At 71.0% G+C, this 12,199-nt stretch carries 15 protein-coding genes; 10 read left to right on the forward strand and 5 right to left on the reverse strand.

The window, feature by feature from the left end; translation table 11 throughout:
- On the reverse strand, positions 1-319 hold a 319-nt coding region (locus tag AB0K37_RS35250), incomplete at its 3' end, for a hypothetical protein (RefSeq protein ID WP_363988568.1).
- 59 nt (positions 320-378) lie between these two features.
- On the reverse strand, positions 379-786 hold the full coding sequence (locus AB0K37_RS35255) for a helix-turn-helix transcriptional regulator (RefSeq protein WP_363988571.1): 408 nt from the start codon (positions 784-786) through the stop codon (positions 379-381).
- Between the two features lie 89 nt (positions 787-875).
- On the opposite strand from AB0K37_RS35255, the gene AB0K37_RS35260 reads away from it, so the two are divergent.
- Positions 876-1,874, forward strand: a complete 999-nt coding sequence (locus tag AB0K37_RS35260; RefSeq protein WP_363988573.1) for a zinc-dependent alcohol dehydrogenase family protein — start codon at positions 876-878, stop codon at positions 1,872-1,874.
- Positions 1,875-1,898: 24 nt separating this feature from the next.
- Here the strand turns inward: AB0K37_RS35260 and AB0K37_RS35265 are convergent, their stop codons facing one another.
- Positions 1,899-2,393 carry a MarR family winged helix-turn-helix transcriptional regulator gene (locus AB0K37_RS35265; protein ID WP_363988576.1) on the reverse strand — a complete coding sequence of 165 codons (495 nt, stop codon included), beginning with the start codon at positions 2,391-2,393 and terminating at the stop codon, positions 1,899-1,901.
- Between the two features lie 105 nt (positions 2,394-2,498).
- Between AB0K37_RS35265 and AB0K37_RS35270 the strand changes: the two genes are divergently transcribed.
- From AB0K37_RS35270 to AB0K37_RS35295, 6 genes are all read left to right on the forward strand, one after another.
- Positions 2,499-3,725 carry an amidohydrolase family protein gene (locus AB0K37_RS35270; protein ID WP_363988579.1) on the forward strand — a complete coding sequence of 409 codons (1,227 nt, stop codon included), beginning with the start codon at positions 2,499-2,501 and terminating at the stop codon, positions 3,723-3,725.
- Positions 3,726-3,809: 84 nt separating this feature from the next.
- Positions 3,810-5,189: a serine/threonine-protein kinase gene (locus AB0K37_RS35275; RefSeq protein ID WP_363988582.1), complete on the forward strand. Its 1,380-nt coding sequence runs from the start codon at positions 3,810-3,812 to the stop codon at positions 5,187-5,189.
- Positions 5,164-5,772: a GNAT family N-acetyltransferase gene (locus tag AB0K37_RS35280; RefSeq protein WP_363988584.1), complete on the forward strand. Its 609-nt coding sequence runs from the start codon at positions 5,164-5,166 to the stop codon at positions 5,770-5,772. The genes AB0K37_RS35275 and AB0K37_RS35280 overlap by 26 nt, the downstream gene beginning before the upstream one ends.
- A gap of 128 nt (positions 5,773-5,900) precedes the next feature.
- Entirely contained in the window at positions 5,901-6,500 is a 600-nt protein-coding gene (locus AB0K37_RS35285) for an RNA polymerase sigma factor (RefSeq protein WP_363988587.1), read from the forward strand.
- Positions 6,493-7,542: a CU044_5270 family protein gene (locus AB0K37_RS35290; protein WP_363988590.1), complete on the forward strand. Its 1,050-nt coding sequence runs from the start codon at positions 6,493-6,495 to the stop codon at positions 7,540-7,542. The genes AB0K37_RS35285 and AB0K37_RS35290 overlap by 8 nt, the downstream gene beginning before the upstream one ends.
- Positions 7,543-7,679: 137 nt before the next feature.
- Entirely contained in the window at positions 7,680-8,099 is a 420-nt protein-coding gene (locus AB0K37_RS35295; protein WP_363988592.1) for a hypothetical protein, read from the forward strand.
- Positions 8,100-8,226: 127 nt separating this feature from the next.
- On the opposite strand, the gene AB0K37_RS35300 is transcribed toward AB0K37_RS35295, so the two are convergent.
- The gene (locus AB0K37_RS35300) at positions 8,227-9,675 is read right to left on the reverse strand and encodes an MFS transporter (RefSeq protein ID WP_363988595.1); all 1,449 of its coding nucleotides are present in this window, start codon (positions 9,673-9,675) and stop codon (positions 8,227-8,229) included.
- A gap of 128 nt (positions 9,676-9,803) precedes the next feature.
- Here AB0K37_RS35300 and AB0K37_RS35305 point away from each other — a divergent pair, with 128 nt between their 5' ends.
- Positions 9,804-10,154, forward strand: a complete 351-nt coding sequence (locus AB0K37_RS35305; RefSeq protein WP_363988598.1) for a helix-turn-helix transcriptional regulator — start codon at positions 9,804-9,806, stop codon at positions 10,152-10,154.
- Positions 10,155-10,257: 103 nt separating this feature from the next.
- On the opposite strand, the gene AB0K37_RS35310 is transcribed toward AB0K37_RS35305, so the two are convergent.
- Positions 10,258-10,656, reverse strand: coding sequence for a hypothetical protein (locus AB0K37_RS35310; protein ID WP_363988601.1), 399 nt, complete (start codon positions 10,654-10,656; stop codon positions 10,258-10,260).
- Positions 10,657-11,011: 355 nt separating this feature from the next.
- Between AB0K37_RS35310 and AB0K37_RS35315 the strand changes: the two genes are divergently transcribed.
- Together AB0K37_RS35315 and AB0K37_RS35320 are read left to right on the forward strand one after the other, a co-directional pair.
- Positions 11,012-11,524, forward strand: a complete 513-nt coding sequence (locus tag AB0K37_RS35315; RefSeq protein WP_363988604.1) for a hypothetical protein — start codon at positions 11,012-11,014, stop codon at positions 11,522-11,524.
- A gap of 320 nt (positions 11,525-11,844) precedes the next feature.
- Positions 11,845-12,199: helix-turn-helix domain-containing protein (locus AB0K37_RS35320; RefSeq protein ID WP_363988607.1), on the forward strand; the 355-nt coding region annotated here is incomplete at its 3' end.

The following is a 12,199-nucleotide window of genomic DNA, read 5'->3' on the forward strand; positions in this document are numbered from 1 at the left end:
ACGGCCTGCTACCGGACCGACTACGGGGACGCGAGGCTCGTCCAGGTCGGCACCGGCACGCACACCGTGACGGTGCTCGGCTGCCCAGCACGTCGCGGACCTCGCCGTCCAGCCGCACGCCCAGCACGCCCGCGCTCTCGACGAGCTGCGCGACCAGCCCGGCCAGCCGCTCCACGTCCCGCCCGAACGCGCCCACCGGCGCGGGGACGGTGCTCGTGGCGCGCTCCACCGGCTCGTCCGCGGCCACCGGCGCGCCGCCCGGCAACCGGATCGGCGCGGTCAGCACGACGTCGTCCGGGACCTCTTGATCTTCGGCCACGCGAGCATCCTAGTGAACCACCCCGTTTCGCACCTCCCCCGCGAACAGCTCCATACCGGTCAGCCGAGGAGGCCGCCCGCGCCGATCCCGCCGGCCGGGGCGGGTGCGCGCCCGGCCGGTCCCCGAGCGGGTTGCTGGACGGGCCGGGGGGACGTGCGGTCGGCGGTGACGATGGCGTCGACCAGGCCCGGGAAGACCTCGTCGATCTCGTCGCGCCGGAGGGCGTTCATCCGCGAGGTGCCGACGTAGTACTGCCGGATGAGCCCCGCCTCGCGCAGGATCCGGAAGTGGTGCGTGGCCGTGGAGTTGCTCACGGGCAGGTCGAAGCCGCCGCAGCGGATGTCCTCGGCGGCCTCGCAGAGCTTCGTGACGATGCTCCGTCGCACGGGGTCGACCAGGGCCTCGAGGACCTGCTGCAGCGGGATCGTCCGGACGTCGGGGTGCGCCGGGATGCGGTCGTCCTCCATGGCGCCCATAGTACGGCACCCATCAAAGTTTGACAGCCATCGTAATTAGGGGTTCAGTGGACCGACCTGCTACGAGGAAGGGCCCCACGATGGCCATGACGGTGATGTTCCACGAGCTCGGCGGTCCCGAGGTGATGAGGCTGGAGGACGTGGAGGTCCGCGAGCCCGGCCCGGGCGAGCTGCGGATCCGGGTGGAGGCGATCGGCCTCAACCGGGCCGAGGTGCTGTTCCGGACCGGCCGCTACATCGAACCGGTGACGGCGTTTCCGGCCAGGCTGGGCACCGAGGCCGCGGGCGTCGTGGAGGCGGTCGGCGAAGGCGTCACCGGGTTTCGGCCAGGGCAGCCGGTCAGCACGGTCCCCGGGTTCTCGCAGAACGAGTACGGCGTCTACGCCGAGCAGGCGATCGTGCCCGCCTCGGCCGTGCTGCACCGTCCCGAAGGCCTCGGCGCGGTCGAGGGGGCGGCGGTGTGGATGCCCTACCTGACGGCCTACGGCGCGCTGGTCGAGGTCGGCGGCATGCGGCCCGGCGACACGGTCGTGCTGAACGCCGCGTCCAGCAGCGTGGGCCTGGCCGCGATCCATGTCGCCGACCGCGTCGGCGCGACCCCGATCGCCCTGACCCGCACCGCTGCCAAGAAGGACGCGCTGCTCAAGGAGGGCGCGGCCGAGGTGATCGTCACCGGGGAGGACGACGTGGCCGGGCGGGTGCTCGCGGCGACCGGCGGCCGGGGCGCCGAGTTCGTCTTCGACGCCGTCGCGGGCCCCGGCGTGACGGACCTGGCCCGGCTCGTCGCCCCCGGCGGGTCTCTCCTGGTGTACGGGGCGCTGAGCGGCGAGCCGACGCCCTACCCGGGCATCGAGCTCGGCCTGCCGGCGCTGAACATGCGCACCTACACGATGCTGGAGACGGCCAGGGTCCCCGAACGCCTCCGCCGCGCCGCCGCCTTCGTGACCTCCGGCCTGCGCTCGGGCGCGTTCCGGCCCGTCATCGACCGCACCTTCCCCTTGGCGGAGATGGCCGACGCCCACCGCCACCTGGAGTCGAACACCCAGATCGGCAAGATCGTCGTCACCGTCCCCCGCTGACGCCCTGCGGCCTCCGCCGTCGGGTCAGGCGTCCGAACGGGTGTCCGCGCCGTCCTGGCCGCCCCGGCGCTGCCGGGCGGACCAGGCGCCGGCGTCTTCGCCGTAGCGGACCAGGAGCCGCGCGAACCGGACGCGCTCGGCCGGCTCCCAGGCCGCCGTGATCTCCTCGAAGGTCTCGCGCTGCTCGGAGGCGAAGCGGCGTCGCTCGGTCTCTCCGGCGTCGGTGAGCTCCAGCACGGTGCGGCGGCTGTCCGCCTGGGACGCGGCCCGCCGCAGCAGCCCGTCGGCGATGCAGGCGGCGACGGTGCGGCTGGCGACGGGCTGGGTGACCCCCATCTCGGCGGCGAGTCCGCCGACCGTCATCTCGCCGGGCGCGTTCGCGACGACGTTGAGGACGAGATTGCGCGTGAGGTCCGCGCGCCCGCCGGAGGTGCGCCGCCGCAGTTGCGACAGTGCGGGCCCGATCTGGTCGAGGAGGGCGCCGTCGTCGGTTCCCGGATCCCGGGGGGCGTTGTCCATGCCGCCCATCCTACGGATTCACGTGGGACATGCATATGCGCTACGTCATGCATTTGCATAGCAAGTGCTATACATTGGGGCGTACCCTACGGATCGAGGTAAGCCATGCCCGTGACCGCTGTCACCGGTGCCCAGGTCTTCGACGGCGAGAAGACCCTGGGTGTGACCACCGTGCTCGTCGAGGACGGGCGGATCGCTCGTGTCGGCGGCGACGTCCCGGAGGGCGCCGAGATCGTCGACGGCGGCGGGGCGACGCTCCTGCCCGGCCTGATCGACGCCCACGTCCACACGTCCCAGGAGTCCCTCGCCCTGGCGCTGCGGTTCGGCGTGACGACCGAGCTGGAGATGCAGGGGCTCCACACGCGCGACAACCGCGGGGACATCAGCGAGAACGACGCCATCGCCGACGTGCGCTCCTCCGGGTTCGGCATCACGCCGCCGGGCGGCCACCCCAGCGAGCTGTTCCCGGAGGGCTTCCGCCCCGGGCCGCCCCCAGGCGTGGAGCCGGCCGGGCGGCCGCCGCTCATGCCGTACTCCACCACGCCCGAGGAAGCCGTCGCGTTCATACCGCAGCTGATCGAACGCGGCTCGGACTACATCAAGTTCATGGTCGACGACGGCAGCGTCGAAGGGCACCCCGGCCTTCCGATGCTCGACCAGGCCACCCTGAACGCCGGCGTGGCCGAGGCCAGGAGGCGCGGGATGCTCACCGTCGCCCACACCCTGACCCTGGACGCCACCCGCATGGCCGTCGAGGCGGGCATCGACGGCCTGGCCCACCTGTTCATGGACCGGCCCCACACCGGTGAGATCGTCGACCTGATCAAGGACGCGGGGGTGTTCGTCGTCCCCTGCGTCGTCCTGGACGCCTCCATGATGGGGATCACCGGCGGCGACCTCGCCGACGACCCCCGCGTCGCCTCCCGCCTGGACGCCGCCTGGGACAGGACGCTGCGCTCCAGCTACGGCCACTATCCCCAGGGTGTGATCGACGACGTCCTGGCCACCGTGAAGGCCCTCGACGACGCGGGCGTGGACCTGCTGGCGGGCACCGACGCCGCCATGCCCCTGCCGTTCCTGGGCGGCATCGCCCACGGTGCGAGCGTCCACCACGAACTGCAGTACCTGGTCCGCGCCGGCCTCACCCCCGTGCAGGCGCTGCGCGCGGCCACCTCCGTCCCCGCCCGCCGTTTCGGTCTCGACGACCGCGGACGCGTCGCCGAGGGCCTGCGCGCCGACCTTCTCCTCGTCGACGGCGATCCGACCACCACCATCTCCGACACCCTCGACACCCGCGCCGTCTGGCGCCGCGGCACCCGCCTCACTTCCTGAAGCCCCGCCGGGCCGCGTGGGGACCCTATATAGACATGTACGTCTATATGATTTGGAGGCGACCTGCCGAGCTGAGGAGAGCCGATGCGCGATGGTCTGGAGTTGGCCGGCCGGTACCGGCTGGAGGCGCCCCTCGGCAAGGGCGGCATGGGGGAGGTGTGGCGGGGCGTCGACCTGCGGCTTCGCCGCCCCGTGGCGGTGAAGATCCTGACGTTGGGCGGGGACGTCGACGGGGCCGGGGTCGCGCGGTTCCGGCGGGAGGCGGAGATCGCCGCGACCCTGAACCATCCCGGCATCACCACGGTGTTCGACGTCGACGAGCACACCGACGGGGGCCTGCGCCTGCTGTTCCTGGTGATGGAGCTGATGCGGGGGCGCGACCTAGCCTCGGTCCTGCGCGACAGGCCGGGCGGGCTGCCCGTCGCGCAGGTGATGGACTGGGCGGTGCAGATCCTCGACGCCCTGGCCGCCGCCCACCGGCGCGGGGTCGTGCACCGGGACATCAAGCCGGCCAACCTTTTCCTGACCGACACCGGGCAGGTGAAGGTCTGCGACTTCGGGATCGCCCGCCTCGCCGACGCCACCAAGATCACCGTTACCGGGTCGTCGGCGGGGACGCCGGTCTACATGGCGCCCGAGCAGATCGAGGGCCGCCCCGTCGACGACCGCACCGACCTGTACGCCTTCGGCTGCGTGCTCTACCAGCTGCTCACCGGGACCGCCTGGGTGGACACCGACTCCAGCGCCGGCGCCATCCTCTACCAACACCTCAACAAGGTCCCGGCGCCCCCGCGATCCGTTCGGCCCGACATCGACGACCACCTGAGCGCGCTGGTGCTGGATCTGCTGGCCAAGCAGCCCGACGCACGTCCGCGGGACGCGGCCACCGTCGCCGAGCGCCTGCGCGGCCTGGCTCCCCGTCCCTCCTCCGGCCCCGGGCCGGCGGCGCCTCAGCAGGTCCGTCCCGAACAGCGCGGCGGGTACCCCTGGCCCCCGCAGCCCCAGATGACGGACGGCCCCACGGTGGCGACCGAGCATGGCGGCGGCACCGCCGTCACCGCGATCGCCGCGGTGGCGCTGGCCCTGCTGTGCGTCCCGGGACTTCTGCTCATGATCGTCCACTCCGCCCTCGACCTGCGTCCGCCCGATTCGCCGGACGCGGTGCTGTTCTATGTGGATCTGGCGGCGGGGTTCGCGGAGCCGGTCGCGCTCGTCGCCGGCGCGTGGCTCCTGTCCCGGCACAGATCGGGAGGACGCTGGACGATCGCGATGACCGCCGGCCTGGTGGCCCAGCGCATGTGCGCCAGGGAAAGCGGCTACGGGTGGGGCCCCCTGGTGGTCGTCTTCATCCTGGCGACCGCTGCGCTGATCATGGCCGCACTTCCGTCCACCGGCCGCTGGTGCCTGCGATCAACGCCGCACTCGACGAGGGAGGCTCATGCTCAGCCTGGCGCGAATCGCTGAGGACCCCGACTCCCTGCGAAGCCGTCTGGAGGTGCCCGGCGGTGTGCCTCTCGTCTTTCGTCCCTTGGACCGAACCGACGCCGAGAGCCTGGCCCGGTTCCTTGCCGGGCTGTCCCCAGAGTCTCGCAGGTTCAGCACGTTCGACGGCTACGACCTGGCGGCCGCGCAGGAGTTGTGTGCGGCGATCGCGCGGTACGACAAGCTCCGCCTGGTGCTGGAGGAAGAAGCATCGGCCAGGATCGTCGGATTGTTGGAGTTCAGCCTTTCGCTGCCGGAAGGCGACGTAGAGCGCTACCGCAAGGCCGGAATCCACCTTGATGCGGAGACCGACTGCCGGTTCGGCCTCACGCTGGCCGACGACCACCAGGGCAAGGGGCTGGCGACGCTGGTCCTCCCCCTCGTCCGCGACATCGCCCAGCGCCTCGGAAAACGCCGGATCATCCTGTGGGGCGGCGTCCTGGCCGACAACCCACGCGCCATCCGCTACTACGAGAAGAACGGCTTCCAGCGGGTCGGTTCCTTCACCGGGCCCGACGGCCGCACCTCCCTCGACATGATTCTCGACCTCGCCCCTGGACGATGAGGTTCAGGCGGCCGGCTTCCCGAAGCTGATCCGTCGGCCCACCTACCGCGGTTCTCCGAAGGGGTGGGAACCGGATGGGGGCGGCTCGGCAACAACGGGTGTTCCGACCCGAAGCCGAGAGGCCGTGTATGAGCACTGCGAGTGAAGAGGACGCCGATGACGCCTCCGTCATCAGGCGGTCCCGGCGGGAGCCCGAGGCGTTCGCCGAGGTGTTCCGCCGGTACGCCCCGGACATCAAGCGGTACGTGATCCGCCGGCTGGGCGCCGACGCCGCCGAGGACGTGGTGGCCGAGACGTTCCTGGCGGCGTTCCGGCAGCGCGACCGGTACGACCTGTCCCGTCCGAACGCGCGGCCCTGGTTGTACGGGATCGCCACGAATCTGATGGGCCGCCATGTGCGGGCGGAGGTGCGGCAGCTGCGCGTCCTGGAGCGGATGGGCACCGACCCGGTGATGGAGCCGTTCACCGAGCGCAGCGACGAGCGGCTCAGCGCGGGGGCGTCCGGCAGGGCGCTGGCGAGTGCGCTGGCCGCGCTGCCGAGGGGGCACCGCGACGCGCTGCTGCTGGTCGCCTGGGGTGATCTCAGCTACGCCGAGGCCGCGCAGGCCCTGGACGTGCGCGTCGGGACGGTGCGGTCCCGCATCAACCGGGCCCGGCACAAGCTCCGCAGGCACCTCGGTGCGACCGAATCCGTGATCTACGTCAGTGAGGAGCCCGTCCATGAATGAGATGACCGAGCTTGAGCGGTTCCGCTCGGACGTTCCCGAGCTCGACCTGACCGACGTGCGGGCCGAGGAGCACCGGCTGCTGAGCGTCATGCGGGAGGCGGCCCCGGACGCCGGGCGTTCCGCTTGGCAGCGCGTCTCCGGCCGCCCCCGGCGGACCGTACGGCTGCGGATCGGTCTCGCGGCGGGGCTGGCTGCTGCCGCCGCCACGGCCGGAGTCGTCGCGGTCAACGCGGGCGAGGAGTCAGGTACCCCGCCGATCGTGCACACGATGCCGGTGGCGTCGGTGCAGGTCCTGAAGCGGGCCGCCGACCACGCGGCCAAGTCCCCGGAGCTGCACCCCCGTCCCGGCCAGTTCCTCGTCTTCGTCTCGCGGACCATGGACACCGCCGAGAGCAACTCCGGCGGTCGCCACGAGCGTTACCTGGACCGTCAGGAACGGAAGATCTGGCTGCCCGTGGACGGCGACGCCACACGCGGAGTCCTGTGGGCCAGGACGCTGGAGCCCAAGGCGTATCCGGGATGGCCCATCCCGGCCGTGGCCCGCCAGGACGTGGGACGCAGCTCGATGTCCAAGGCCGCCGACTTCGACGACCGCGCCGAGCACCTGCGCAACGACTACGCCTACCTGAGCCGCCTGCCGACCGATCCGGCCAAGATGTACCAGCACCTGTACATCGGCCTGGGCACCGGCCCCGAAGCCGACGCCACGGCGTGGCAGAACGTCGGCGGCATGCTCACCGAGGCCTACATGCCCCGCGCGCAGCGGGCCGCGCTGTTCCGGGCGGCGGCGGCCATCCGCGGCGTCACCACCGTCGGCCGCGCGGTGGACGCGGCGGGCAGGACCGGTGTCGCCGTCACGTTGGCCCCGGCCGGCAGCGCTCTCCGCGAGGAGTACATCTTCGACGACAAGACCTACGAGTTCCTCGGCCGGCGCAGCGTCGTCACCAACGCCGAACAGGCCGAAGCCCCGGTAGGGAGCGTGCTGACCAACTCGGCCCAGCTGAAGGTCTCCATCGCGGACCGGCCCCCGGCGGTGACCTGACCCCTGGTCGCAGCGTCAGATCTCTCTCCAGCCCGCGAGTCGCCGGTGGTCGCCGGTGCGGCCGAACTCCGTACGGTCTCTTCTGAGCCCGTGCCGGTAAGCGGGAAAAAACGAAAAAGAACACTGGGGAGAGAATCATGAGGGGTGTCCCGAACCTTCTCGCCATCCTCGTCGCCGCTCTGGCCGGCGGTATCGCCGGCTGCGTGGTCACCAAGGCCTCCACGGTCGGCGTCATCAGCGCGGAGGGAGGTCCCGCGGCCTACATGCTGGGCGGTGCTGCCGGCGCTTTCTTCGCCGTCATCGCCGCGGTCGTCGTCTCCTTCGGCAAGACCGTTTCGATCGCCTGCCTGACATGCGGCCTGGCGAACCTCGGCCTGGCCGGATGCATGATCGCGTTCGGCGCGGCCTGGGCCACCTGGGGCATCCTCGGCTTCGGCTTGCTCGCAGGCGTCTTCGCCGACTTCCTCGCCCGCCGCCCCGCCGCCGTCCAGGCCGCCGGGACGGGGGCCTCGCAGGGGCAGGACCCCACGTCCTCCGGTGACGCTTCGCAGAAGTGAGGCCGGAGAACACCGCTCCAGCAGGCGGCCGGGACCCTTTCCCGGCCGCCTGATCTGTTGGACGACCACCGCGCCGCCCCGGGGGCGTCGGCGGCGAGCCAGTCGCGTTCACGGCATGGCGGCCGGGTCAGACGGAGATGCGTGCCGGCTCGGACTTCGTCCCGCCGGGCACGGGCCGTCGGCGCGGCAGGACGAGGGTGACGAGCAGGGCGGCGGCCATTCCGGCCGCGGTCAGCAGGACCACCAGGAACTCGCCGTGCGCCGTCGCCTCGCGGAGCGCCTGCCCGGTCCTGCCGCCCGTGCCGAGCTCGGCGAGGGCGGTGAAGACCGCCAGCCCGATCGCGTTGCCGAGGTTGAGAGCGGTGGAGGCGATGCCGTTGGCCACGCCCTGCTCGTGCGGGGCCGTGCCGGTGGCGGCGGCGATCCACATGGCCGTCCAGACGATGCCCTGCCCGACGCCCGAGACGACCAGGCCGGGCACCAGGAGCCCGTAGCCGGCGTTGGTGTCGAACCCGAAGGCCAGCCCCGCCGTGCCGACGGCGCCGATCGCGAACCCGATCAGCAGGGTCGCCCGGTCGCCGATCCGGGTGGCGAGCCGCTCGCCGAGCTGGGTGCCGGTCGCTATGGCGAGCGAGGGGACGAGGAACGCCAGCCCGGTCTTCAGTGCGCTGTAGCCGTGCACGATCTGCATCAGCACGGTGAGGAAGTACGGCAGGACGCCGAACGTGGCCATGTAGACGAAGGTGACGGTCGTCCCGACGCTCAGACTGCGGTTCCTGAACAGCCGGAACGGCATCAGAGGGTCGGCGCTGCGGATCTCGATCACCGTGAACAGCGCCAGCAGCGCTGCGGCCAGCGCGAACGCTCCCGTCACCAGCGGGCTCGTCCAGCCCAGCTCGGGGCCTTCGACGAGGGCGAACACCAGCAGCGTGGCGCCGCCGGTGACGGTCAGCGAGCCGGGCAGGTCGAACCGGCGCCGCGCCCCGCGCGCCGGGTCACGCGGGATCATCACCAGCGCGGCGAGCGCCGCGAGCCCGGCCAGCGGCACGTTGACGTAGAAGACCGCGGGCCAGCCGAAGTTCTCGGTGAGGACACCGCCGAGCAGTGCGCCGATGGTCAGCCCCGACGCCCCCGCACCGCCCCATACGGCCAGCGCCCGGTTGCGCCGCGCCCCCTCCGCGAACAGCGTGTTGATCAGTGACAGCGTGGACGGAAGGAGCAGGGCGCCGCCGATGCCCTGCACCGCCCGCGCGACGATGATCACTTCGGGGCTCGTCGCCAGCCCGCCCGCCAGGGACGACACGGCGTAGACCGCCAGCGCCAGCACGAAGATCCGGCGACGGCCCAGCAGGTCGGCTGCCCGGCCGCCGAGAAGCAGGAACCCTCCGGCGAAGACGACGTAGGCGCTCACCACCAGTTGCTGCGTCTGCCCGGGAAACCCGAGATCGGCGCCGATCTCTGGCAACGCGACGAACACGATGTTCAGGTCCAGCGAGTAGATGAGCTGTGCCAGCGCCAGCAGGGCCAGGGTCCGGCCCAACCGCCGTCCGGCGGCCGGACCAGGTGTTTCGGACATACGAGAGCGTCCTTCGCTGAGGAGGAGACGGCGGCGGGGAGGTCCACCGCCATACGACTGTACGTATATTGACGTACAAACGTACGGTGTGGCAAGGAACCGTTCGATGGTCGCGCTACGGTGGGACCATGAGGTACCGGCATCCCGACCGTCAGCAGATCCGTATCGACGGTGTCCTGACGGCGCTCGGCCACCCGGTGCGGCTGGCCGCCATCCGCGTGCTGGACGAGGGCGGGGAGCACAACTGCGGGAGGGTTCTGGCCATCCTGGGCATCCCGGCGAAGTCGACCATGACCCACCACTGGCGGGTGCTGCGCGAGAGCGGCGTCATCTTCCAGGAGCCGTCCGGTCGCGAGAACCTGGTCCGCCTGCGCCGCCCGGACCTGGACGCCCGCTACCCGGGCCTTCTGGACGCCATCCTCGCCGGCACCGCCACCGACGCGGCCACCGACGACCAAGCCGGCGCCGCCACAGCGTGAAGCCGCCATCATTTCTCGAAATGTCGTCGGCGGGCCCTGGGCCGACCCGCGGAACGGAACCGGGGGCCTGGCGCAGCCAGACCCCCGGTGGGTGCGTGGTGAGTCAGCGACCGACGCCGCGTGTTGCGCAGAGCACGCCGACGATCAAGCTGCTGGAACCGGCGAGCTGGCCGCCGATCTCCACGTCTAGCAGCAGAAAGAGGCTGACGGAGATGACGGTGATGGCGACCAGGCAGAGGCCAAGGCCACGCCGCATGGCGGTGGCGCCCTCCCCGGAGGCCCTCTTGGCGAGGAAATTGCCGTACAGACCGCCGATGCAGGCGCCGACGGCCCCCAGGAAGGCACCGAACGTGAACGGCGAGAGGTCGCCGTGCTTCACGTAGTCGATGTTCTCCAACCCCAGGATGAGGGTTCCGAGCAGCGCGCCGAGCAAGGTGCCAGGCAGGAAACGCTTGGCGCCGAGCGAGATGGGGCGCAGGGACCCCACGGACTCTTCCTTCATGAGGTTGTCTCCTTTGCGCGTGTGCTCGTGTTCGGAACACGGCACCGGACCTCTTTGCGCGCTCGTGCTTGTCCACGGGCACGAGAAGGAACGTGTGCGGCACGCACGCATCAGCAAGCGGACAGGGCGGCCCTGGCGGGCCGTCGATTCTCGTAGCTGCAAGAACCTGTCCAAAACGATCGTTTCCGGCCAGTGCTCAGGGGCGGAATGTTGAACGGTGGCGATAACTCCGGCTCGACGCTCGTCTGCACGCGGGGGGATTGGGGGTAGCGGGTCTGCTCATGATCCGGACGGTCTGGAGATAGGGAGCCGCGGATCACTGCGGCTCAACGCAATCTAGACACTGGAGCTCGACATGCGTCACGAACTGACCGTGCCTAAGTCCGGAAACTTCTACCTCGACGCCGGTTCGGCCGAAGAGGTCCTCGTCATCCTCAAGGACCGCGAGGACATCAAGGTCGTCCTCGACGCCACCGGCCCCCGGTTCGAGGAAGCCGCGAACCAGGCCACCCCGGAGGGGTTCGCGGAACCGGAGGGGAACCGGCTTCCGCGCGCCGGGGTAGGCCACCAGCTGATCATTCCGTGGGTCAACGACGGCGGTGTGATCGCACGGTGGCGCCGGCGGTGGAGTCGTACCCGGGAGGGGATGTCGATCACTGTCACGATCCCCCGTGACGTCCGATTCACCGCAACCACCCGCTTCGGCAACACCGCGACCACCAGGTTGCTGAACGTCGGCCTGCTCCCCTTCGTGGAAGCCGCGGAGGACCGGCGGGCCCCTCTGGACCCCAAGACGGTCGAAGGCATGATCATCCGAGGGGGACGCGTCCGCTGCCTGGACGGCAGCTCCTTGCAAGAGGAGCTGTAGACACAACCAGCTTCGGCCGACCGCGGTGGGGCTGGAAGCCCAGGGAAACCGCGTTGCGGCTTCGGCAGCAACACACCAACCGCCCTCTCGAACACGGGGGGCGGTCAGTAAGCGGTCATCGACGGTGTCCCCAGGGATCCGCGATGAACCGAACAACGACACACGGAACCGGTCTGCCCCAACGGGCAGGCCGGTTCTTCTAATTCGGGGCTGAGGAGTCCAGAAACAGCCGTTACCGCTGAGAAGGATTATGGGGTTCGTGGGTGACCGGAGCGTCTTGGTAACGATCTTGGATTCAAGGGGTCAATGCACCACCGAAAATGATCTTGATCATTACGGAGGTGCGGGTGCGGGACTACGGGTTCTCCACAGCTCAACAAGAGGAGCTGTGGAGGCGCTGGCGTAGCGGTGAGTCGCTGGGCGGCATCGCCAGGAGCATGGGAGCGCAACTGCAGCACGTGCGGCGATTCCTGCTGCAGACCGGTGGACTGAAGAGCCCGCCGCGCTGCCGGTCGCTGCGGCACCTGGCGGGTGAGGAGCGCGAAGAGATATCCAGAGGCATCGCTGCGGGCAAGTCCGCCAGAGCCATCGCCCGCGGGCTGCGCCGTCCGGCCTCGACGGTGTCGCGAGAGATCGCCCGCAACGGCGGCCGGGAAGGCTACCGCGCCGGCGCAG

Origin of the sequence: Actinomadura sp. NPDC049753 (assembly GCF_040674655.1) — a bacterium.
Taxonomy (GTDB): Bacteria; Actinomycetota; Actinomycetes; order Streptosporangiales; family Streptosporangiaceae; genus Spirillospora; species Spirillospora verrucosospora.